Genomic DNA, 23025 nt, shown 5'->3' with positions numbered 1-23025 from the left:
TTCAATATTAACCCAAGTTGTTAGTACCGCAGGAAGGAATTATTTTTTTCTAACTATTTTGTAATTTTTGTTAATTAATTATTGAGTAGGCAGTTTCTCCTTTAATAAACCAAAATAAGAAATAATAGCGAAGAAATAGATTTTTCTGGCATTTCCCCCCTTTATCAATACATTTATAGGAATCATAACTGATATTTGAAAAATTTTAAGTAGTTTAGGGTGGGCAATGCTCACCAAAACCCTTATCCGATTGGCATTGTCCATTCTACGGATATTATGGCTACGCCACGCAAGCTATCAAAAATCAAATATTAGTCCTATATCAATATAGTTCAGCTTTACATCCTAGCTGACGACGAAACTCATAAAACCCTATATTTCCCCAATCTTCCATGCGGTTCACTCAGTTAATTAATCGTTTTCAACCCTCCCCAGAAACAGTAGTGCTGTTTTTAGCCGTACTAATTGGCGGTAGCACAGGTATGGGTGTAGTCACTTTTCACTATTTAATCGAGCTAATTAACAACTTCATGTTGGAAAATCTGATGGGACAGATCGGGAGATGGGGTGCTTGGACCTTAGCGGCTGTTCCTACTCTCGGTGGCATCATTGTGGGCCTCATGCGTTGGCAAACTCAAGATTTTGGGCCAGGGCTTTCATCTCTGATAGCTATTTCTCAAGGCAAAGAAGCGAAGAAACCCCTCCGACCGGTGACAAAAATGATCGCTGCGGCCGTTTCTCTCGGTAGTGGTGCGTCCTTAGGTCCAGAGGGTCCAAGTGTGGAAATTGGTACTAATTTCGGAGTTTTGTTGTCTGATATATTACAAGTTTCTCAAGAGCGTCAACGGTTACTTTTAGGTGCTGGGGCTGCGGCTGGTTTAGCGGCTGGTTTTAATGCCCCCATTGCCGGAGTATTTTTTGCCTTAGAAGTAGTCATGGGTAGTACCTATTTTGCTACTTCTGCTGTAAGTGTGGTATTACTTGCCGCCGTTGTCGCTGCCTTAATTGCTCAAATTGGTTTAGGTTCACAACCGGCTTTTGCTTTACCTGCTTATCAAGTTCGCAGTTACATGGAATTACCACTTTATCTGGGTTTAGGTTTGGGTGCAAGTTTAATTTCTCTCACCTATACTGAATCAATTCGGTTAGCTAAAGCCGGCTTTGCTGGAAATTTACCAGGATTAACGTTATTAGGGCAAATTCCTCAGTCAATTCAGCCAATTTTGGGTGGTGTAATTATTGGTATAGTCGGTTGGCGCTATCCGCAAATTTTGGGTATTGGCTATGGAACTGTAGAAGCTATGCTACAGGATGAGGATTTTTCCCTCAACCTCTTACTAATATTACTGGTGTTAAAACTGCTAATAACAGCGGTAAGTTCAGGGAGTGGTTTTGTGGGTGGATTATTCGCACCAGCTATGTTTTTAGGTGCTTCCTTTGGGTCTGCTTATGCTAAATTTTTGGCTTTGATTGCACCGACAATAGGAGAATATATGGCCGCTCCTCCAGCCTATGCCATGGTAGGTATGGCAGCGGTTTTAGCAGGTAGTGTGAGAGCGCCATTAACAGCAATTTTAATGTTATTTGAATTAACCCGTGATTACCGCATTGTTTTACCTTTAATGGCAGCGGTGGGTTTAAGTGTTTGGTTAGTAGAACGAATTAAACCAACTTTAGACGCTAATTCTAATCTCCAACAGATTGGTTTACCAGAATTGAAAGATGAAAAGGTAGAACTTTGGCAGCAAATGTTAGTAGCAGATGCTATGCACACTTACCCCAAAAAATTATCAGCAAGTCTGGGAGTATTAGAGGCTGCGGTAGTAATGACACGGGGACGAATACGCAGTGCTTTGATTATTGATGATGATGCTGGCAAGCTGGTGGGAATTCTTTCTCTAGAAGATATTAAACGGACTTTGTTTATATGCCAAAACCTTCCTAATTCATCTACTGAAATTCAGGAATATTTATCTACTCAAAAACTGATAGATATTTGTACTACAGATATTCTCTATGCCAGGGATGATGAACCTTTATCTGAAGCTTTAGACCGGATGGCATTACGTGGTTTACATCAATTACCAGTGGTAGCTAAAGACAATCCTGATTTTATTCTGGGTTTGCTAGAGAGAGAACAAATTGAATTAACCTGTAATTTAACAGCAATCACTAAGGTACTACACCAATATTTACCAGTGATCCCAACCACCGAATATATAGAGGAAATTGGGAATTGGTAATTAGTCAGCTATCAGAGGTAAAAGTAAACCACTGACAACTGATAAAACTAATGAATATTCCTTAAGCTGTAGCTTCTACTTCAGCATTTTCTACAGATTCTGAATCTACTTGTCGGAGTCGAATATGCTTTTTCCCTAAAGTGATGATAAACTCATCACCAGGTTGAAGATTCATCTGTTTTGTGTAAGCTGCACCAATTAGCAGGTTGTGGTTTGATTGCACACTAATTCTATAGCTGGCACTCCGTCCACCACGCCCATTCGCACTGGGAGAACTATCCAACTGAATACCCTCGGCATCAATTAGGGCATTCAAGAATTTCATCATGTTAACGCGCTCTATACCATTTTTGGTAACAGTATAGTAGCCACACTGTTTAGCTTTTTCGTCTTTGCTAATGGCTTCTAGCTCTTTAACTTTTTTGAGCAGTTCGTCACCGACTAGGAGTTCAATTTTTTTCTGTTTAGGCATCAACTTAGGTCGAAAATGATTTTTTGAAGTTGTCAAGTGGATTTTATTTTAGCTGATATTGAACTAATAGGAACAGTATCCTTGCGTTTTTTTATCAGCCTGACCAAGTATATTACACTCATTGACAAAATTGTTGCACTATTATCAATTTTTTTCAAAAATTTTCAAAAATATAATTATAATGATGCTGATAGCTACTATAGATAGGAATCCGGTTTTGATTCTGCAAATTACTTGGATAGGCAGGTAAAAGGCAAAGGGATTCTTTTCAAGAATCAATTAGGAGTCTTATATAGTATTCTGATTTAATTCGCACTCATTACACAATCAGACCGGGAAGAGGGAAGAGCCATTAAAGAAAGGAAATTTTATAATTAGCAAAATATGAAACTAACGACGAGGGGACACTACAGTGTAAAAGCATTACTAGATTTGAGTTTGCGTCCAAAATATGGGCCTGAATCGGTCAGAGCGATCGCCAAACGTCAAGATATCCCTGCTCCTTATTTAGAAAAGTTGCTCATAGAAATGCGTCGAGCCGGATTAGTAACATCAATTCGTGGTAGCGTCGGTGGATACCAATTAGCAAAAAAACCGGCACAAATATCTATTGGACAAATTTTAGAAGCAGTTGGTGAAAATATAACTAACTTACCCCTGAACAATCCCACACCTACTCAAACAGCAGATTGGGTAACATCCAGTCTCTGGCACAGACTCAACCAAAAGCTAAAAGAAGCCTTGTACAATATTACCCTGGCAGATCTTTATTATGACGCTCGCAGTTGGCAAGCATCTCAAGGTGAAGAAGCCAATTTTGTAGTTTAGTGATAACTGACAACTAACAACTAACAACTAACCACTGACCACTGACAACCAACAACTGACAACTGACAACTAACCACTGACCACTGACAACCAACAACTGACAACTAACCACTGACCACTGACAAAGAAAAAATGATATCTGCTGTTTTGATTTTGGCTGCATTGTTAGACTACTTAATCGGAGATCCTTGGGGTTGGCCTCACCCCGTGCGAGCTATGGGATGGGTAATTTCTCGCTTGAGTAAACTAGCTCTCCAATATTGTCAAAATCCTCTTTCTCAGCGTCTGTCCGGAATTTTCCTAGGGATAATTGTGATGATTGGTAGTGGTTTAGTTGGCTGGATTCTAGTTCAAAGTGCCAAGTGGATACATCCATTTTTAGGAATTGTCGTAGAAAGCATTCTGGTTGCTAGTTGTTTTGCTCTCAAAAGTTTAGGAAATGCAGCTACAGAAGTTCTGCAACCTTTAATAAATGGAGAATTAGAACCAGCGCGACAGGTTTTAAGTAATTATGTCGGTAGAGATACAGCCAATCTTTCCACAGTGGATATTCTCAGAGCAATCTTAGAAACCGTCACAGAAAATGCGACTGATGGGGTAATGGCTCCTCTTTTTTATACTATTATTGGGGCATTTATCCCTGTTATCGGTGCTGCTCCTTTGGCTTTAGCATATAAAGCTAGTAGCACCTTAGATTCAATGATTGGTTATAAAGAACTACCTTATACTTATCTTGGTTGGTTTAGTGCGCGGTGGGAAGATGGTTTTACTTGGTTGCCTTGTCGGTTAACAGTGATAACTTTATCATTAATATCATTGAAACCTCTAAATGTTTGGCGAATTTGTCGCCGCGACGCAATTAAAGATCCCAGTCCCAATTCTGGGTGGAGTGAATGCGCTTATGCTGCGGTTTTAGGTGTACAAATGGGAGGCATAAATTGGTATCGTGGAGTAGCTAAAGATAAACCACTTTTAGGAGATGCTATTTATCCCATTACTCCAGATTCTATTTATAAAGCTTTACAATTAACCCAATATGCGTTCTTACTGTGGTTAGGAATAGCAATATTTTGTCAGTTGTTAGTTGTCGGGGTTTAGCAATGCTCGTTGGTGTTAACTTAAGTAGGGGCGTATTGCAATACGCCCCTACTCATCCGTTGACTTACACACCCGTCAGTCAGCCAGGGAATAAATTCCCTGTCTAATAGCTCAAGTCTACTGAAGTAGACTAAGAGGGTGTTTTAAAAGTCCTTCGTGGTGTATCAAATATTTTCAGATCCCCCTAAATCTCCCTTAAAAGGGGGACTTTGACTCTAGTTCCCCTCTTATCAAGCTACGGTGTACACACAAGTCCTACCCGTCTTCGTTTCGGCCTATTTCGCCCCCTAAATCCCCCAATTTTGGGGGACTTTGAAAATTCTTGTTCCCCAATTTTGGGGGTTAGGGGGCGATTCAATCACTTGTGTGTACACGGTAGTCTTGTGAAGGGAGGAAACAAGAAAATCTAGTCCCCTCCCCAACACATCTACGGTGTACACACATCTCTAGACAGGATGCTAAACGTTATCCGATCCCCCTAAATCCCCCTTAAAAAGGGGGACTTTGAAGAATTTAGCCCCCCTTTTTAAGGGGGGTTGGGGGGATCTAAACGTTGTGGGGCAACTCTAGAAGACTTGTGTGTACACCGTAGCCCCAACACATCGGGGAGGGTTAGGGTGGGGTATAACTGTGATAAAAATTACAGAATAATACTTTGAGACTGGGAATTCATTCCCAGTCGGGTAATAGGTTTTAGGTTAAGTTGACATCTATGAAGCTCTTGCTTTACCCCTACCGTCACCAATTACTAATTACTAATCTCATGTCTACCAAAGTAGTTGAAATTCTCTCATCAGAAGAATTGCGTCGGACATTAACTCGGATGGCTTCTCAGATTATAGAAAGGACACGAGATTTATCTCAGTTGTTACTTTTGGGTATTCATACGAGAGGAGTCCCATTAGCCTATTCATTAGCTCGGCAAATAGAAATTCTAGAAGATATCAGCGTTTCTGTAGGTGCTTTGGATATTACATTTTATCGAGATGATCTTGATAAAATTGGGTTGAGAACTCCAGAAAAAACTGACATTCCCTTTGATTTGACTGGAAAAACGGTGGTACTCGTAGATGATGTCATTTTTAAAGGCAGAACTATTCGTGCTGCTTTAAATGCCGTAACTGAGTATGGTAGACCGGAAGTAATTCGTCTAGCTGTATTAGTAGATAGGGGTCATCGGGAGTTACCAATTCATCCAGATTTTGTAGGGAAAAAGTTACCGACAGCAAAAGAAGAAATTGTCAAAGTTTATCTGCAAGATAGTGATGGACGAGATGCTGTAGAGTTAATTAGTAGCTAAGATTTCTATTAAGTAGATGGGCAAAAATAAATAAAACAAATAGTATTATTGATTAGGGCAGGCTAGAAGCCCACCCCACAATCAATATATTAATTTTTTCCTGCGGAATATACTGAGGTGGGTAATCAAGTTAACTTATTGATATTTTTAACTGCTACTAATATTTCTGGTTAAAATGTTAATAATGTTTTGAGGTTAGGAATTAGGAAATATTACATGGCCAAAGATCGGTTTCACTATGCAGTAAGAACTGCTTTAGAGAAAGAAGGATGGACAATCACTGCTGACCCCTATGAGGTAAGCGTTGGAGATGTAGATTTTGAAATTGACCTAGCAGCAGAGATGTTAGCGGCTGAAAGAGCAGAAGAAAAGATTGCTGTTGAAATCAAAAGTTTTATTGGAGGGTCAAATGTTTCCGAATTTCATACCGCCCTTGGGCAGTTTCTTAACTACCAGTATGCTCTGGAAGAATTTGATCCGCAACGAAAATTGTATCTGGCAATACCCGATTCAGTTTATAAGTCATTCTTTCAACGTCGTTTTACCAGGTCAGTAATTGCCAGAAATCAAATTAACCTACTTGTTTATGAGCCAAAACAGGAGATAATTGTCCAATGGCAGTAGAAGAATACCGTCAAATCATTCAGAATTTAATTTTAGAAAAAGCGCAAAGGCGATTTTCTCCAGAAAAAATCGAAGCCCAAGCGGTCATAGATACACAACACGACCATTATCTTCTATTACATACTGGTTGGCGCGGGAATAATCGTACTCATGGATGTAGTATACACATTGATATCAAAGACGGCAAAATCTGGATACAGCATGATGGGACTGAAGTGGGAATTGCTACGGTACTGCTAGAAAAGGGTGTACCTAAAGAAGATATAGTTTTGGGATTCCACTCCCCTGATATGCGCGAATTTACAGAGTTTGCTACACATTAAAAGCTGTAGTTATATCACTAACATTCAGTACCCAATGACCTTTCTATAGCCCGTCTAATATAGCGTTGATAGGGGATACCTTCTTTTTGTGAAACCTTCTTAACTGCTTCCAACATTTGTTCGGACATTCTGACATTGACGCTTTTGTCTTTAGGTTTAAACTCAAAAGTTACTGGCTGAAAATTTCCGGGATGAAGATACTCTGATAAATCATCTTCTAAAAGTGCTTCTATTTCTTCATCCGTTTTAATTCTTGGGAAAGTTTTCTTCATAAGAAAGTACCTCTTTTTCGTGCATATATCTGGCGCTGATTGGTCGAATCAGGTTTTCTTTTTGCTGATTGCGAAAGGTAAAGGCTACAAAAATGTGTCTTCCTTTACAGGAAACTCCTATAGCAAGATATCTATCTTCATTTTCAGAATGCCTAATATCTGGGGTAATAAAAACATCCTTTTGATGAAATAAATACTCGATTTCTTCTTGAGAAACACGATTCCAGCATTTTGCAGAGTTTCCTTCATCCCAATCAAAGCCATTTACCCCACATTCCGCACCCTGGGGTGTCACATAGTATTATCACTTGATTTTCTCTTGATTTTTGGATACAAATTATGCCTTGTCGGCATCATGTATCCGTTAATTCATCGAGATTTGGTATACAATACATCCTCATTTCATCATAAAAAACAGTAAAAACCGATTGTGACAGTTGAGGGTGCGGAAGATAGGATTTACAGTTTCTAGCATAGCGATAAAAATGACATTTGTATATACAAATATGAACATTATTTAACTTATCACAAGCTTGATAAACTGAATACCGCTAAATACCCGACTTCCCCCAATAAATCGGGTATCTGCAAAACAATCACTAATAACGAACTACCGAGGCTGAACTTTCAACCCACGACGTTCCAGGATTTGTCGGACTTGGGGACTAGGATTGTAATTATAACCATAGCTAGAACGCTCTGAGTCATCCATAATTTGAGGTGTCAGTAAGACAATTACCTCTCTGCGCTCATTCGTTCTATTGGACTTTCTAAACAGCGAACCTAACAAGGGAATATCACCCAAAATTGGTAATTTGGAGACAGTTGTACGGTCTGAGTCTTGGATAATCCCCGAAAGAATCAGCGTCTGACCGTCTCGTAAGCGAATTTGACCAGATGTAAGGGTTCTTGCGGATAACAGAGTAATTGTACCACTACTACCGCCTGCTGCTGCTGTACCTCCCACCCCAGTTACAGTAGGGGCAACAGACAAGGAAACAAAACCATTATCATCAATTCTTTCTACTTTCACCGCTAGGGATAGACCTGATTCCTTAATAATAGGTTCTGTAGTGGAGATAGATGAAGTACCTGTAGTTTGTGCCGAGCTTTTTATTCCTGCATAAACTTCTGAAAACAACTTAACTACAGCTTCCTGTCCTTCTTGGACAATTAGGGTTGGATCAGTCAAAATCTTAGCATTACCACTCGTGACCTGTGCTTGCAAACTAGCCAGAAACTTTTTAGGGAACTGGAAGAGAGAAGGCAGAGCAGATGTTGCTGTTCCTTGAGTTCCTGCTGCGGTAGTTGTAGCAACCACAGGTAGACCACCACTAACGTTACTTGCTACTTCACTTCCTGTAGCTGGACGAAAACCAGCAAAATTGAAAGTCGCTGCACCACCATCATTGGTAAAATAGCTATTACCAAGACCAAAGGAAAAACTAGAGTTAGACTCTTGAATACCCTGAAGGTTGACATCAATAATTTTGACATTCACCACCACTTGCCGACGACGGACATCAAGCTGTACTAATTGAGAGATTGCCATCTCCACCATCTTAGGATTACCAATTAATGTGACAGAATTGGTACGTTCATCTCCTGAAGCTTGTAACCCTCTTAGTAAAGGTGTGGAGTCTTTATATTCAATCCGTTGAGTTTCAACTTTTGTCTCTGTGGTAGTTTGAGTTTGGGTACTCACGGGAGCTACACCAGCACCAACAGTTACAGCATTGACACTTGTAACAAGTCGTTCCCGGCTAACTGCACTTTCTGCACCTAAAGCTACTAAAAAGTTTAATGCCACTCCCACATTTACTTGATTTAATCGCAGGCTACGCATGACAGTATCACGAGTGGAGTTAGGTAATTTAGCACCGACAAAAATAGTGCGTCCAGTGCGGTTAGCTTCTAAACCACTCAAACGCAAGACGTAGTTAAAGACATCTTGCACAGGTTCGTTTTCTATATCTAGAGAAATTGTCTGAGATGTCTTAGTTGCACCTTCCGCACCAGCAGCAGCACCTGGTGATTTTTCTGCTTCACCACCGCTATAAACTACGTTTAAGTTAGCAGCCCGCGCTAACAGTGATAAAACTTCTCTCACAGGTGCATCACGCAATACCAAGCGGGGAACTCGTTCCTGAGTGCCTAAATCAATCACAGTAGGAGATGTATCAATATTCGATTGAGTAATATCTCCTACTGGTGGCGCGACGGCTCTAGGTAAGAAAGGAGGAGCTTGATTATAAGGTTGATTTGGCCCTGCGGATTGGGCAATTTTACCGTCAATGGTAACTTGAGGATTAGGTACTAAAACATCTGGGCGTTTACCTGGCTGATCTGGTTTATATTCAGATGTTGTAGCTGGTGCTACAAATACTTTTTCCGTAGAGTTAGTAGTAGCTGGTGCTACTTGTACTTTTTCCGTGGGGGTAGTGGTAGCTAATACTGCTGATACTTTTTCTGTAGGCTTAGTAGCGTTTGCTGCTGTTGAATTTGTTGTGGTGGTAAAGCCTAGGGTAAGATTGTTATCCTTTCGCATTACGGGCTGATTTTTGGGTGTATCATCAATACCTACGACTGTCACCCGAATGCTATTGGTATCTAACTGTTTAACTTCAATAGATGCGATACCCGGCGCTGGATTTTCTTGACGGAAGTTATCACCTTTGGGTAAACGCAGTTGAGCATTAATCACATCTGCAACTAAAGATTTGTCTTTTTTAGTTGTGAATACTTGGGGACGATCTCCAGCCGCAGTTTTTAAAATGACACTGACTCCGCCCTCAATGGGATTGAGTTTGACATCAGTAACTTGTGTTAGTTGTGCTAAGACTGGTTGGGCTGCTAAGAGTACACAAGCTGCTGCACTTGAAACGAAAACATTATTATGAAACTGTTTCACAGTTCATTCCTCACATAAATAAAAGTCTAAATTGTCATCTATTTCTATTTTTTAACCGCTAATTTTAAATTGGCGGTTTTTGATTGTCTATATAGTCATTATCTGGGATTTTTGCATAACCTCCTTTTGCGTAAATATACTATTAATTGCCTTAAATGTGCTTATTTTTTCGGTGGTGCGGCTGCGGCTGCGGCTGCGGCTTTAGCTGCTAAATTTGTTGATTCTTCAGAAGTTAGTGGCATTAAAGCTTCTAGTGCAAAAGTTGTTGTCAGTTTACCAATACCAATTTGCACGGGGTTATCTTTATCGTCTGACATCTCTGGTGGAGTTAATTTGGAGTCATAGTTTTTGACTAACAATAAAGGCTGTAATCGTTCAATGTTCCGCATAATTGATTGAGTTTGTTCAAAGTCTCCCTCAATATCCACATTGACGATACTGCGTTTGAGTTTATTGTTAACTTCTGCCCCAAAACTGCCATCTTCTATAAGAACAGGTTTTTCAGAAACAGGAACAAATCTTTTCAGCTTGGCTCTAATGGCATTACCAAAAGCTTTACTATTACTAGAATCTATTAACCGACTGGTATCTAGTAATAAGGTATCCAAACTTTTTTCATTTGCAAATAAAGCTAAAACTTGTGTTTGTTGTTGTTTAGATGTGGCTAAATCTGCTTCTACTTTACCGATTTGTTGGGCTTGGGTTTTCTTTTGAGTAACTTCTGTTTGCAGTTGATCACGTTTGGTTTGTAGTTGTTGATAGGTATCCCAAGCGGGCATTGCTATGTTAAATAGCATATAACCTGCACCTGCTACCCCTAAAAAGCCGACTACACCACCAATAATAGTTGGTGTTAAGGTGATACCAAAAACAACAGGCCCAGAATCTTGAGTCTCTGTACCTTGATTGGAAAAATTTAAATCATCACTATATGTCATTGGGAAATGACTCCTACTTTTTTGATATTACGAAGTCTATCTACTAATCCAACTGTGCCTTTTTTCTCTAACTCTTGAATTAAATCGGATGCTGGCACACTACTTAAACCTGTTTTAATAGTGTATTTAACTACTTGAAGAGGTTTAATTCTTATATTAGATTTCTCAGCTTTTGGGGGAAGAAAACCTGTAATAGCTGGTGCATCTACTAATTCTGCTGTGATAATTTTGGTTTCGTGATCATTTAAAAATTTCGATTGTCCTAGACTGAGGGCAAAATCATTGACTAAGGCATAGGAAATAGCAAAACCAGAAATTTCTAAGAATCCAGAGGTATTACTAGGGGGTGCTGCACCAGGGGTTGCAGCTACAGGATCTTTACCAGGAGGAGGAGCGGCAATTTGCTTAATAGTTTCGATTTGGACTTTGTTAGGAATGCGATCGCGCAAATCCTGTAACATTGCTGACCAAGGACGTATTTGATCAAACACCGTTACTAAAGCTTTCGTTTGGCTATTAATGCCGGCTGTTTCCTCTTTAATTTTCTTAATGTTGGCTATTCTGCCATCTAAACTCTTACCTTCTTCCTCTATTTTTGCTATTTCCTGTGTTAATTCAGCAGTTTTTCCTTCCAGGACTGACAAACCAATAAATACCAAAGCCGGTAATACTAAACCTACTCCTACTCCTATATAAACTGGGATTAAATTTCCTAGTTGAATAGAAGGTTTTGTAGCCCCTGTTGTAGTTTGCTTTTGATATTCTGGACGGTCTTTAAGAAAGTTAATATCTAGACTGTACATTGGATTACACCCCTCTCATTCCTAAACCCAGGATAATACCCAACCCAGGACGTTTAATTAACGGATATTTTTCGGCATCTACCTCCAAAGACAAAGAAGTAATCGGATCTATTTGGGTAGTTGGTAAACCCAGTCTTTGAGTAAAAAACTCATCAATTTGTGGTAATCCTCCCCCTGGTCCTGCTAACAGAATCTGTGCGACTTCCAGATTTTCACTTTGATTGAGGTAAAAATCAATAGAGCGCCGCAGTTCATCAGCTAATTCTCCCAGAACTTTCAACATCGAAGCCATACCAGGATTACTGCCAGTTATCCCACTATTGCCTGAATCTACTGAAGTTGCAGGAATAGTCATACTTTCTAACATATCCATATCCCGTGATGCGGGTAAGTTCATAGCCTTTGACAGTGCCGATTGTAGTTGATAAGTTCCAATTGGTACTGTTCGAGAAAATTGTGGCACACCATTGATAATGATGGCAATTTCCGTACTATCAAACTCAATATCAACTAATACCGCTGCTTCTTCTGGTCCAAATAACCGCAGTTGATCACGAATAGTGCGAATGAGGGCAAAGCTATTTATTTCTAAGACATCAACAGTTAATCCTGCCTGTTCAAAGGTATTTAAATAGGTTTGTGTGACATCTTTACGAGTCGCAACTAACAAAACCTGAACTTTCTCAATGCCGTCTTCGTCTATAAAATACCCAAGTTTTTGATAGTCAACATCAGCTTCTTCCCGGTCATAAGGCAAATATAAAGAGGCTTCATGGTTGAGTACCATCTCCCGCAATTCCTTGTCATCTAATTCAGATGGCACAGGAATCAATCGCACAATAGAGTCCCGTCCCGGTATACAAGTAGCAACACGGGTAGCTTTTATTTTGCTTTGAGCGATCGCTTGCTGAATAATTTCGGACATTCCCACCGAATCAGTGATTTGACCATCAGTAAAGATACCTTCTGGTACTGGTACTGTTGTCAAAGATTCGATTTTTACGTTTTGGCGTTGTTTACGTAGTTGTACTACGTTCACCCGTTCTGGTGCTAGTTCAATACCAATACCTTTATTGGATTTACCAAAAAAACTAGTGAAGGCTTTAACCACAGTTTTACCCGCTAGATTACTAAAGAAAAATATTAAAGTCAGGAGTCAGGAGTCAGGAGTCAGGAGGAACAAGGAGGAAGAAGAAGGAGGAAGAATATTACCTATTACCCATTACCTATTACCTATTACCTATTACCTATTACCCATTACCTATTACCTATTACCCATTACCTATTACCTATTACCCATTACCTATTACCTATTACCCATTACCTATTACCTATTACCCATTACCTATTACCTATTACCTATTACCAAAATTGATATATCCTATAATCTCCACAATGCTCCATCTTCTTTTTACCCAGATTAATTCTCAAAATATTACCACCTACTATGATGATTCGATTGCAAAAATTTAAACAACTGGTTTGTTTGGCATTACTAGGCTTACTTACTAGCTGGATTGTTAGTTGTAGCACAAGCAATGTGAATAATTCCAAACCTGCCGCAACGGTTGTGTCCACAATTGAGTTTTGGACAATGCAACTCCAACCGCAATTTACCAACTACTTCCAAAGTCTAATTACGACCTTTGAATCACAAAACCCAAGTATCAAAGTTAAATGGGTAGATGTTCCCTGGTCTGCAATGGAGAACAAGATTTTAACAGCGGTCTCAGCAAAAACGCCACCAGATGTTGTTAACCTTAATCCAGACTTTGCTTCCCAATTAGCGGGAAAAAATGCTTGGTTAGATTTAGATGCCAAAATTCCCAATCAAGTCCGTTCCACCTATTTGCCAAATATTTGGCAAGCAAGTAGCCTCAATAGTAAGAGTTTTGGGATTCCTTGGTATTTAACTACGAGACTAACTATTTATAACACCGATTTGTTAAAACAAGCGGGTATTGCAAAACCTCCTGCCACTTACGCAGAATTAGGGAAAATGGCGCAACAAATTAAAGATAAAACTGGTAAGTATGCTTTCTTCGCTACCTTTGTCCCCCAAGACTCTGGTGAAGTGCTGGAATCCTTAGTACAAATGGGTGTCACCCTAATTAATGCGGAAGGTAAAGCTGGGTTTAATACTCCTCAAGGAAAAGCCGCTTTTCAATATTGGGTAGATTTGTATAAAAAAGGTTTGTTGCCGAAAGAATCCTTAACTCAAGGTCATCGTCATGCGATAGATTTATACCAATCAGGAGAAACAGCTTTTTTAGCTTCTGGTCCTGAATTTCTCAAAACCATTGCGAATAATGCCCCCAAGGTTGCCCAAGCTTCCGCAATTGCCCCGCAAATTACAGGTGATACAGGCAAGAAAAATGTCGCTGTCATGAATCTCGTTATTCCTCGTGATAGTAAATATCCTGTTGAAGCTGTTAAATTCGCTTTATTTGTTACTAATGATGAAAACCAATTAGCTTTTGCTAAAGCTGCTAATGTCTTACCTTCTACAATTAAGGCATTGTCTGATACTTACTTTAAGGAAGTTCCCGCTAATGCTACTACAGCGGAAAAGGGACGGGTAATTAGTGCTGCACAATTACAACAAGCTGAGGTATTAACCCCCAAACTCAAAGATTTTAAAGTTTTGCAAAAGGCAATTTACGAAAATTTACAAGCAGCAATGTTAGGACAAAAAACGGTAGATAAAGCCGTGGAAGATGCCGCGCAGCAGTGGGATAATCGGTAAGAGGATGTTTTAAAAGTTTTCCAGGTATAAATTAACCCCTCTCCAAACCTCTCCCCGAAGCGGGGAGAGGCTTTGAAACCCCCCTTTCCTCGTAGGGAAGGGGGGCAGGGGGGTTAGGTTTTTGGATATTATTGGTTTTATTTAATACTTTTCAAACACCCTCTAATTGGTAATTGGTAATTGGTAATTGTCTGAATCAGGATAACCAGGATTATAGGATGTACAGGATAATATTTTTGTTGATGAGAACATTAGAAATAGAAGTTTGGTGATCATATAATATCTTTAAATTCTGATGCCAACAAAAAAGTAATCAATAACATCCTGTTAATCCTCGAATCCTGGACATCCTGATTCAGACAAAAAAAGACACAAAATCAAACCAAGAATTTTAAGTTAACGTGAATTCGATTGGCCAAAAAAATAACCAATTAAATACAAAGAACCACATAATACGACTTGATTGTCTGTAGCAATAAAAGCATTATCTAAGGCTGAAAAAACATCTGAATAGGTGTTGCAAAGTTGTAAATCTGGACAAATTGATTTTGCTAATTTTGCTAATTCTTCTAAATCTGCTGAATTGCTATCGGGGACTGGTACTAAATATAATTTATCTTCTGGTTTGAGAAGTTCCTGAAAAATATCACCATGATCTTTAGTGGCCAACATTCCCATTACCCAAGTTATATTTTTGGTATTGAGACTATCTACATAATGACGTAAAACTGTGGCTGAGGCTGGGTTATGTGCGCCGTCAATGAGGAGTTTATGGTTTTGCCAAGTTACCCATTGCATTCTTCCTGGCCACTTGGTTTTACCCATTCCGTCAATAATAGCTTGTTCGGAAATTTGCCAATTCTGTGTTTGCAATATTTCCAAAGCTGCTATTGCTAAAGCTGAATTATGGAGTTGAATTTCTCCCTGTAATGGTAAGGGATATTTAATTGTTTCGGAACTTTTCAGTTTTTGATATTCTGCCCAATTTTGGTTAATTCGATGAGATGGTTGAGGGGTATAAATCGGGCATTGTAATTCTAGGATACGCGAAAGCACTACTCTTTCCGCCTCTTCTGGCAATGAACCCATTACCACTGGACAGCCTGGTTTAATAATTCCCGCTTTTTCTCTGGCAATATGGGCTACAGTCGGGCCAAGTTGTTGCCAATGTTCCCGACTAATAGAAGTAATAATTGTTACTAACGGTTGATCACAAACATTCGTAGCATCTAAACGCCCACCTAATCCTACTTCAATGATAGCAAGATCAACTTGTTGCTGGGCAAAATATAACCAAGCCGCAGCAGTAATAACTTCAAATTGAGTCGGTGATTCTGCTTCGGGATTAATAGCGGCTTGAATTTGCTGTATTAATTCACACAGTTTATCATCATCAATTGGCTGTTCATTAACACAGATGCGTTCTGTCCAATTAATCAAATGGGGCGATGTGTAGCGTCCGGTTTTATAACCAGCCTCAGTAAGTACCGCAGACAGGTAAGCACAAACAGAACCTTTACCATTAGTTCCAGCTACATGAATAATTGGTACTTGGTGATGGGGATTTCCCAGCTTTGCCAATAAATCAACAATGCGGGACAACCCCAAATTCACACCGAAATGCTGAAAAGATTGGAGTAGAGAATCTATATTCATGGTAATTGATAATTAATAATAATTATTAATTATCAATTATAGCGGTTCTCGGTCGGATGAAATACAATCGAGGGCGGGGAAACCCCACCCCTACAGGGTTTGTAATTTAATAACTGTATCTCATCTAAGTGCATACCGCTATATCAATTAACCAAATTAAGCTTCTTTACTCAAAAAGTTTTGTATTTGTCTGATAGCAGCAGCGCCGATATTGAAAGCAGCCCAACTAGCAGCAATCACTACAGGTGCTAAAACAATTACTACGCGATTATCAAAGTCCATATCTAGAATCCCTCTGTAAATTAAAAAAGTTTAAGTTTTGTCAACAGTTCTCACTTTTATTTTTATCTAAAGTGCGGATGTTTTCCCAGATTCTCTGTAAAGATTGATTAAATGTTGTTAGTCATTAGTCATTGGTCATTAGAGAACTCCACAAAAAAGATAATCCAATCTTGTGGGATGGGCATCTGGTCCGGTCCTGATATTATTAGCAGGCTGTTTGGCCTGCACCACAAGAGAATTTGGAGTATTTTTTTATCGAATCGCTGTAAGACCCCCGCCTCAAGGTCTCCTAGGCGGGGGATGTAAAGCGGTTCAAAACGCAGCACTAGGCAGATAAATATTGAGCGTTAGCGAAATAGAATCTGCATAGTAGCTAAGTTTTTAACAAATCATGATATACTATTTATATACCAAAGTTAGACATAAATGATCGTATTTGAGGCAAAACTTGAAGGACTTGACGAGCAGTATCGAGCGCTTGATGAAGCGATTAGAACTGCTCGTTTTGTGCGGAATAGTTGCCTGAGATACTGGATGGATAGCAAGGGGATTGGACGCTATGACCTGAATAAATTCTGCGCTGTGCTTGCAGCCAATATTGAGTTTCCTTGGGTATCGAAACTCAACTCGATGGCAAGACAAGCCAGCGCTGAAAGAGCGTGGTCTGCCATTGCTAGGTTTTTTGATAACTGCAAAAAAGGTAAACCAGGGAAAAAGGGATTCCCAAAGTTTAAGAAAGAACAAACACACGGATCTGTAGAGTACAAAACCTGTGGATGGAAACTTTCTGACAACCGCAGATACATCACTTTCACCGATGGATTTGAAGCAGGAACATTTAAACTTTGGGGAACCCGTGACTTGCACTTCTACCAACTCAAACAGTTTAAAAGAGTGCGGGTTGTGCGTCGGGCTGATGGGTATTATGCCCAGTTTTGCATTGACCAAGAACGAGTAGAAAGGCGTGAACCAACGGGTAAGACTATTGGTATTGATGTGGGATTGAACCATTTCTACACCGACAGTAACGGTGAAACAGTCGCCAATCCTAGACATCTTCGCCAGAGCGAGAAGTCTTTAAAACGATGGCAACGCCGGATGTCCAAGACTAAAAAGGGTTCTCAAAATAGAGTCAAGTTGAGAAATAAACTGGCACGTAAGCACCTCAAAGTAAGTCGCCAACGTAAAGACTTTGCTGTAAAAACAGCAAGGTGCGTAGTGAAGTCTAACGACCTCGTGGCGTATGAAGATTTGAAAGTGCGGAATATGGTAAGGAACAGACACCTTGCCAAGTCGATTAGTGACGCAGCGTGGACTTTGTTCCGTGAATGGGTTGAGTATTTTGGTAAAGTGTTTGGCGCAGTCACGGTTGCTGTGCCGCCTCATTTCACCTCACAAAACTGCTCGAATTGTGGTGAAGTGGTGAAGAAAACCCTGAGCATCAGAACCCATGTATGCCCTCATTGTGGGCATATCCAAGACCGTGATTGGAACGCAGCGCGTAACATATTAGAAAAAGGATTGAGTACGGCGGGTCACGTCGGAACTAACGCCTCGGGAGAGACTGATCAATACTTGAGTGGGGAAACTCCTTCAAGCAAATCAACTCGTGGAAAGAGGAAGCCCAAAGAGTGATCTTTGGAATCCCCACCTTCAACGAAGTAAGGTGGGGAGGATGTCAATTTAAAGTCTCTTAGTCATTAGTCAGTTGTCTGGGAAGAATTTTTACTAATTACTCATTAGTAGCGTGAAGAAGGGCTAATTGATGGTATTTTTCGGCGTGTTCGATGAGTTCGGTGATTTCGGTGTCTGTGAGTTGACGGACTACTTTACCGGGGAGGCCGACGACTAGAGAACCGGGGGGTACGTTTTTGGTGACTACTGCACCTGCGCCGATAATGCTACCTGTGCCGACTCTCACACCATTTAGAACGATTGCACCAATACCAATTAAACTACCACGTTCAATGTGGGCAGAATGTACCACAGCCCGATGGCCGATAGTGACATGATCTTCTAAGATTGTGGGGACACCTGGATCACAATGGAGAATTGCTCCATCTTGAATATTTGTACATTCGCCAATTTCAATCCGTTCTACATCACCTCTTACCACAGCCCCATACCAAACACTGGCTCTGGCTGCTATAGTCACAGAACCAACAATTGTGGCGTTGGCTGCCACAAAAGCAGCTTGAGAAAATTCTGGAGATTTCCAGTCAGAAGAGATAGACACGATAGAATATGGATATGGAACCTGTGGAACACTGGAGAGACTTCAACCTTTAGGGCTGGTTGTAAAATCAGAATATCACGCTGGAGACTTCTATCGTCAGGCAGTTGTAAAACTTGTTTTCAGGCACTATCTTCATTTTATGTAGCAGAGAACAAGTTATCTAAAGTTGGAGCAGGAGTGTAAACTTAAACCTACTGGTGCTGACACAAAAACAATACTATGTTTATACGCACTTCATGATAAATCCAGGCTTTCAGTACCCGATTTTTGGCCCTGAAATACAGTGTCCTCACTGTCGCCAAACTATTTCGGCGTTGACATTGACGGATACTTATCTGTGTCCCCGTCATGGCGCTTTTGAAGCTGAACCCAAAACTGGGGAGTTGGTTCATTTACAGTCTGGTCGTCATTGGCGCAGATGGGATGGTGAATGGTATCGTCAACATACTCATCCTGATGGGATTCGGTTTGAAATTCACGAAGCTTTAGATAAGCTTTATACCCAAGGATATCGTGCCACTAGAATCATTGTTGCTCAACGTTATCAGGAGTTGATGAGTGGCTATCTGGAACGCAGTACACCTTGGCGTTCTGGACAAGGTGAGGTGACTACGGGGGCTAAATTATATGGCTTACCTGTAGAGTTTAGCCCTGATTCTGTTGCCGAACCTTGCTGGGAAGTAATTAACTTTGATTTGGATAAAGAACCTGGTGTGCCGGTGCGTTACCCCTATTTCCGCTTGTTTGAGTAGTTGTCAGTGGTCAGTGGTCAGTGGTTCATAGTTCATGATAATAAAAAACTAACAACTAACAACTAACAACTGACCACTAACAACTAACAACTGACAAAATCCTATGCACCATGCTTCTATTAGAACGGCAAATATCCATTTAGCGATCGCTTTTTATGAGCAACTAGGATTTACGGTGGGCGATCGCTTCACCACCGGTTATACTCTAGCTTGCTGGATGGAAGGTTTAGGTGGGAGAATTGAACTCATCCAAATTCCCCAACCTAAACCAGCCCCCGATGCTTTTGATGATGAACATTATGTGGGCTATTATCATCTTGCTTTCGATGTGACAGAGATCACACCAGATCTGCCTACTTGGTTAGAAAGTTTAAAAACACGGTTAGCTGGAATAGAAAGTTTACCACCTCTGAAAATTCTTTTAGAACCTACACAGCAGCAAATCGGCGATAATATCCTAGAAGTCGCATTTATCGCTGATTTTGACGGATTGCCTCTGGAATTTTTACGGTTTTTGCATAAATCGGCTTGAAATTACTATTAATGCCTTTTGGGTGATATAACTTTTTTCCTTTTCAGGTACATTTTAAATTTCCGTGAGGTGCAGAAACATTTGCCCAATTTTTATAGTCAATCAATATATGTAACTTAAATTACATATAGCTATTCGCCAAAGATATGCCTTTTTCTTCGCTCGCACAACGACATCGCTTTTCTTTATTTATCTTGAGTATCTGGGTAATAGCGGCTTTTGTCTTCAATCAAGATGCTGCTGTTAGTGGGGAAAAAGTGGGTTTTCTTGCTCTTTCCGACAACTCCAATCCAGAAAAATCTGATAAAACACCAGTTGCTAAAGAAACACCAAATTTCGCTATTACAGCAAATGTTCGGAAAACAGTCCTGGATAATGGTTTAACTGTGATCACTAAGGAGGTTCATAATGCTCCTGTGGTGACAGTGCAGGTATGGTACAAATTTGGTTCAGGTCAAGAAGCACCTGGAGTTAATGGTATTGCTCATCAGTTAGAACATATCATGTTTAAAGGTACTAAAAATCGTCCCATTCAATTTGGGCAGTTATTTAGTGCTTTAGGCAGTGATTCTAATGCTTTCACCAGTTATGACCAAACTGCATATTACAATACGGCCGAACGTGATAAACTTACAGCCCTGTTGACGTTAGAAGCGGATAGAATGCAAAACTCGCTGATTGATCCTCAACAGTTAGCTAGTGAGAAACGGGTCGTAATTTCTGAATTACAAGGTTATGAAAATAGCCCTGAATATCGTCTAAATCGCGCTGTGATGATGTCCACTTTTCCTAATCATCCCTATAGATTACCTATTGGTGGGACTAAGGCTGATGTGGAAAAATTCACAGTTGCCCAAATGCGGGAATATTATCAAAAATTCTATAGTCCTGACAATGCTGTTTTGGTAATTGCGGGAGATTTTGACACCGCACGAACTTTAAAAAATGTCCAAGCTGTTTTTGGTAAAATTCCTAAGCGTCAATATTCACCCCATAAGCTGATAACTCCATTACCTGCCACTAAACCTACACCTCCGATTAGATTGCAAGAACCGGGGGGGAATCCATTACTACAACTAATTTATCCGCTTCCCCAAATCAATCAACCAGATATCCCAGCTTTGGAAGTGGTGGATTATATCTTGACTGCGGGTAAAAATTCTTACTTATATCAAGAGTTGGTAGCATCGGGTTTAGCTAATAATGTTTCAGGAAATGTCGCTAGTTTACGTGCGGGTGGCTGGTATGAAATATTGGTGACGGCTGGAGGAAATCAGAATTTAACTAAAATTGATGCAGTAGTCATGAAGTCCTTAGGGAAACTTGCTAAAATCGGTGTGACAGCCGAGCAACTAGAAAGAGCAAAAACCCAATTAACAGCTTCAGTGATTTTGAATAACCGTGATATTACCAATCAAGCTATGCAATTGGGTAATGATCACATCACAACGGATAATTATCAATATACAGATAACCACTTGGTAGATATTCAGAAAGTTCAAGTGGCTGATGTGATGAATGTCATCAATAAATATCTACAACCAGAAGCCCGGAAAGTGGGATTTTTTGAACCTACTAAACCAGCAGAAACCACCCGTGCTTCGATTTCACCCAACAATCAGACTCAATCTTATTCAACTGTAACACCAGATAATTTTGCTGTTGATGTTGCGGTAGTTCCCACGGAGGTAAAGAAATATTTACCACCTTTAGATATATTACCCAAAACGGAAAAAAGACAAATACCCCAGCAATTACAACTGGCTAATGGGTTACGCATATTACTGTTGCCAGATAAAACTACACCTACAGTCACTTTAAGCGGATATATTAAAGCGGGAACAGAATTTGAGTCAGATAATCAAGGGGGATTGGCCTCTTTGGTGGCAGAAAATCTGATGAATGGTACGAAAAACAAAGATATGCGGACTATTGCCCAAGGATTAGACGCAAAAGGCGCAAATTTGGAGTTTGAAGCCTCTCGTGAAGGTGTGCGGATTAAAGGTAGTAGTTTAGCGGTGGATTTACCAGTTTTGCTGGGAACATTGACGGACGTAATTAGAAATAGTACCTTCCCAGAAAAAGAGTTTGCGCTTTCACGTCAACAGGCTTTAACTTCCCTAGATTCAGATTTGGATGATCCTCAAAAGATTGCAAATCGCATCTTTGTTCAGTCTATTTATCCCAAGAAACACCCATTACATACCTTTCCGACAGCGGAGAGTATTGAACAAATTCAACGTCAAGATGTGATTGCTTTTAAAGGACAACATTATCGTCCTGATACTACAGTTTTAGCAATTGTGGGGGATTTTGATGTTAACAAAGTGCGATCGCTCATTCAAGCACAATTGGGAGATTGGCGAGTTAAAGGGCAACCACCAACGGTAAAATATCCTAATGTGGGGATGCCGAAAAATGTCATTAATGTTAATCCTGTTATTCCTGGTAAACCCCAAGCGATTACTTACATGGGTTATACGGGAATTAATCGTCAGGATAAACGATTTTATGCCGCCATGATCTTGAATCAAATTCTCGGAGGTGATACATTATCGAGTAGACTGGGGGCAGAAGTGCGCGATCGCCAGGGACTAACCTACGGAATTTATAGCAATTTCATCACAGGTAAGAATGTCGGCACATTTCTGATTGAAATGCAAACTAGTCCAGAAGACGCACCCAAAGCAATTTCCAGTACCCGCAACCTCCTGAAACAAGTTCATCAACAAGGTGTTACTCTACAGGAAATAGAAACAGCCAAACGTAATTTAATCAGTAATTACAATATTTCTTTGGCTAATCCCGAACAGTTAAGTCAGAGAATGGTAATGAATCAAGTTTATGGCTTAAATCAGGGGGAATTGCGCTCATTTATCAGCAAAATAGAGCAAGTTAACCTCAATCAAGTCAATCAGGCTGCTCGTGAATTACTTCATCCTGATAAAATTGTTGTTGTCACAGCAGGGCCACAAATTCTGGCACATAAGAAAATTAAATGAACATTAG

Annotated in this window: 23 protein-coding genes; 12 read left to right on the top strand and 11 right to left on the bottom strand. The window is 40.1% G+C overall.

The features are described 5' to 3' along the window. The first annotated feature begins 374 nt into the window (after positions 1–374). A complete protein-coding gene (locus EZY12_13885; protein QSX70665.1) occupies positions 375–2243 on the top strand; it encodes a chloride channel protein in 1869 nt (622 codons plus the stop codon). A gap of 61 nt (positions 2244–2304) precedes the next feature. On the opposite strand, the gene EZY12_13880 is transcribed toward EZY12_13885, so the two are convergent. Beyond that, complete coding sequence (locus EZY12_13880; protein QSX65956.1) at positions 2305–2715, bottom strand: AbrB family transcriptional regulator; 411 nt, start codon at positions 2713–2715, stop codon at positions 2305–2307. A 384-nt stretch (positions 2716–3099) separates the two neighbouring features. On the opposite strand from EZY12_13880, the gene EZY12_13875 reads away from it, so the two are divergent. Next, complete coding sequence (locus tag EZY12_13875) at positions 3100–3543, top strand: Rrf2 family transcriptional regulator (GenBank protein ID QSX65955.1); 444 nt, start codon at positions 3100–3102, stop codon at positions 3541–3543. A gap of 13 nt (positions 3544–3556) precedes the next feature. Here the strand turns inward: EZY12_13875 and EZY12_13870 are convergent, their stop codons facing one another. Beyond that, positions 3557–3706 carry a hypothetical protein gene (locus EZY12_13870; GenBank protein QSX65954.1) on the bottom strand — a complete coding sequence of 50 codons (150 nt, stop codon included), beginning with the start codon at positions 3704–3706 and terminating at the stop codon, positions 3557–3559. Here EZY12_13870 and EZY12_13865 point away from each other — a divergent pair. The 4 genes from EZY12_13865 (at position 3676) to EZY12_13850 (ending at position 6888) form a co-directional block, all read left to right on the top strand. Further along, a complete protein-coding gene (locus EZY12_13865) occupies positions 3676–4641 on the top strand; it encodes a cobalamin biosynthesis protein (GenBank protein ID QSX65953.1) in 966 nt (321 codons plus the stop codon). The genes EZY12_13870 and EZY12_13865 overlap by 31 nt on opposite strands. A 763-nt stretch (positions 4642–5404) precedes the next feature. Continuing rightward, positions 5405–5941 carry a bifunctional pyr operon transcriptional regulator/uracil phosphoribosyltransferase PyrR gene (gene pyrR, locus EZY12_13860; GenBank protein QSX65952.1) on the top strand — a complete coding sequence of 179 codons (537 nt, stop codon included), beginning with the start codon at positions 5405–5407 and terminating at the stop codon, positions 5939–5941. A 216-nt stretch (positions 5942–6157) separates the two neighbouring features. Further along, a complete protein-coding gene (locus EZY12_13855) occupies positions 6158–6565 on the top strand; it encodes a XisH family protein (GenBank protein QSX65951.1) in 408 nt (135 codons plus the stop codon). Next, complete coding sequence (locus EZY12_13850; GenBank protein ID QSX65950.1) at positions 6556–6888, top strand: XisI protein; 333 nt, start codon at positions 6556–6558, stop codon at positions 6886–6888. The genes EZY12_13855 and EZY12_13850 overlap by 10 nt, the downstream gene beginning before the upstream one ends. 17 nt (positions 6889–6905) lie before the next feature. On the opposite strand, the gene EZY12_13845 is transcribed toward EZY12_13850, so the two are convergent. The 6 genes from EZY12_13845 to EZY12_13820 form a co-directional block, all read right to left on the bottom strand. Next, positions 6906–7160 carry a CopG family transcriptional regulator gene (locus EZY12_13845; protein ID QSX65949.1) on the bottom strand — a complete coding sequence of 85 codons (255 nt, stop codon included), beginning with the start codon at positions 7158–7160 and terminating at the stop codon, positions 6906–6908. After that, entirely contained in the window at positions 7135–7455 is a 321-nt protein-coding gene (locus tag EZY12_13840) for a BrnT family toxin (protein ID QSX65948.1), read from the bottom strand. Before EZY12_13840 ends, EZY12_13845 begins: the two co-directional genes overlap by 26 nt. A 315-nt stretch (positions 7456–7770) precedes the next feature. Then, entirely contained in the window at positions 7771–10071 is a 2301-nt protein-coding gene (locus tag EZY12_13835; GenBank protein QSX65947.1) for an AMIN domain-containing protein, read from the bottom strand. Positions 10072–10232: 161 nt separating this feature from the next. Beyond that, positions 10233–11009, bottom strand: a complete 777-nt coding sequence (locus tag EZY12_13830; GenBank protein QSX65946.1) for a pilus assembly protein PilO — start codon at positions 11007–11009, stop codon at positions 10233–10235. After that, the gene (locus EZY12_13825) at positions 11006–11812 is read right to left on the bottom strand and encodes a PilN domain-containing protein (GenBank protein ID QSX65945.1); all 807 of its coding nucleotides are present in this window, start codon (positions 11810–11812) and stop codon (positions 11006–11008) included. The genes EZY12_13830 and EZY12_13825 overlap by 4 nt, the downstream gene beginning before the upstream one ends. A gap of 4 nt (positions 11813–11816) precedes the next feature. Continuing rightward, positions 11817–12923, bottom strand: coding sequence for a pilus assembly protein PilM (locus EZY12_13820; protein ID QSX65944.1), 1107 nt, complete (start codon positions 12921–12923; stop codon positions 11817–11819). Between EZY12_13820 and EZY12_13815 the strand changes: the two genes are divergently transcribed. Together EZY12_13815 and EZY12_13810 are read left to right on the top strand one after the other, a co-directional pair. Then, positions 12907–13236, top strand: coding sequence for a hypothetical protein (locus tag EZY12_13815; protein ID QSX65943.1), 330 nt, complete (start codon positions 12907–12909; stop codon positions 13234–13236). The two genes, EZY12_13820 and EZY12_13815, sit on opposite strands and share 17 nt — an antisense overlap. A gap of 26 nt (positions 13237–13262) precedes the next feature. Beyond that, positions 13263–14558 carry a sugar ABC transporter substrate-binding protein gene (locus EZY12_13810; GenBank protein ID QSX70664.1) on the top strand — a complete coding sequence of 432 codons (1296 nt, stop codon included), beginning with the start codon at positions 13263–13265 and terminating at the stop codon, positions 14556–14558. Positions 14559–14954: 396 nt separating this feature from the next. On the opposite strand, the gene EZY12_13805 is transcribed toward EZY12_13810, so the two are convergent. Beyond that, entirely contained in the window at positions 14955–16214 is a 1260-nt protein-coding gene (locus EZY12_13805; GenBank protein ID QSX65942.1) for a bifunctional folylpolyglutamate synthase/dihydrofolate synthase, read from the bottom strand. 156 nt (positions 16215–16370) lie between these two features. Beyond that, positions 16371–16496: a photosystem II protein Y gene (locus EZY12_13800; GenBank protein QSX65941.1), complete on the bottom strand. Its 126-nt coding sequence runs from the start codon at positions 16494–16496 to the stop codon at positions 16371–16373. A gap of 426 nt (positions 16497–16922) precedes the next feature. On the opposite strand from EZY12_13800, the gene EZY12_13795 reads away from it, so the two are divergent. Continuing rightward, positions 16923–18131, top strand: coding sequence for a transposase (locus EZY12_13795; protein ID QSX65940.1), 1209 nt, complete (start codon positions 16923–16925; stop codon positions 18129–18131). 97 nt (positions 18132–18228) lie between these two features. On the opposite strand, the gene EZY12_13790 is transcribed toward EZY12_13795, so the two are convergent. After that, positions 18229–18732, bottom strand: coding sequence for a gamma carbonic anhydrase family protein (locus EZY12_13790; GenBank protein QSX65939.1), 504 nt, complete (start codon positions 18730–18732; stop codon positions 18229–18231). A gap of 236 nt (positions 18733–18968) precedes the next feature. On the opposite strand from EZY12_13790, the gene EZY12_13785 reads away from it, so the two are divergent. From EZY12_13785 to EZY12_13775, 3 genes are all read left to right on the top strand, one after another. Then, entirely contained in the window at positions 18969–19484 is a 516-nt protein-coding gene (locus EZY12_13785; protein ID QSX65938.1) for a TIGR02652 family protein, read from the top strand. A 103-nt stretch (positions 19485–19587) separates the two neighbouring features. Then, positions 19588–20016 (top strand): VOC family protein, encoded by a 429-nt coding sequence (locus tag EZY12_13780; GenBank protein QSX65937.1) that lies wholly within the window; start codon positions 19588–19590, stop codon positions 20014–20016. Between the two features lie 146 nt (positions 20017–20162). Further along, positions 20163–23018: an insulinase family protein gene (locus EZY12_13775; GenBank protein ID QSX65936.1), complete on the top strand. Its 2856-nt coding sequence runs from the start codon at positions 20163–20165 to the stop codon at positions 23016–23018. The last annotated feature ends 7 nt before the right edge of the window (positions 23019–23025 follow it).

The sequence above is a fragment of the Dolichospermum sp. DET69 genome (genome assembly GCA_017355425.1).
GTDB lineage: Bacteria > Cyanobacteriota > Cyanobacteriia > Cyanobacteriales > Nostocaceae > Dolichospermum.
The sequence above is the reverse complement of the archived record's forward strand: the minus strand, read 5'-3'. Positions and strand labels throughout refer to the sequence as shown.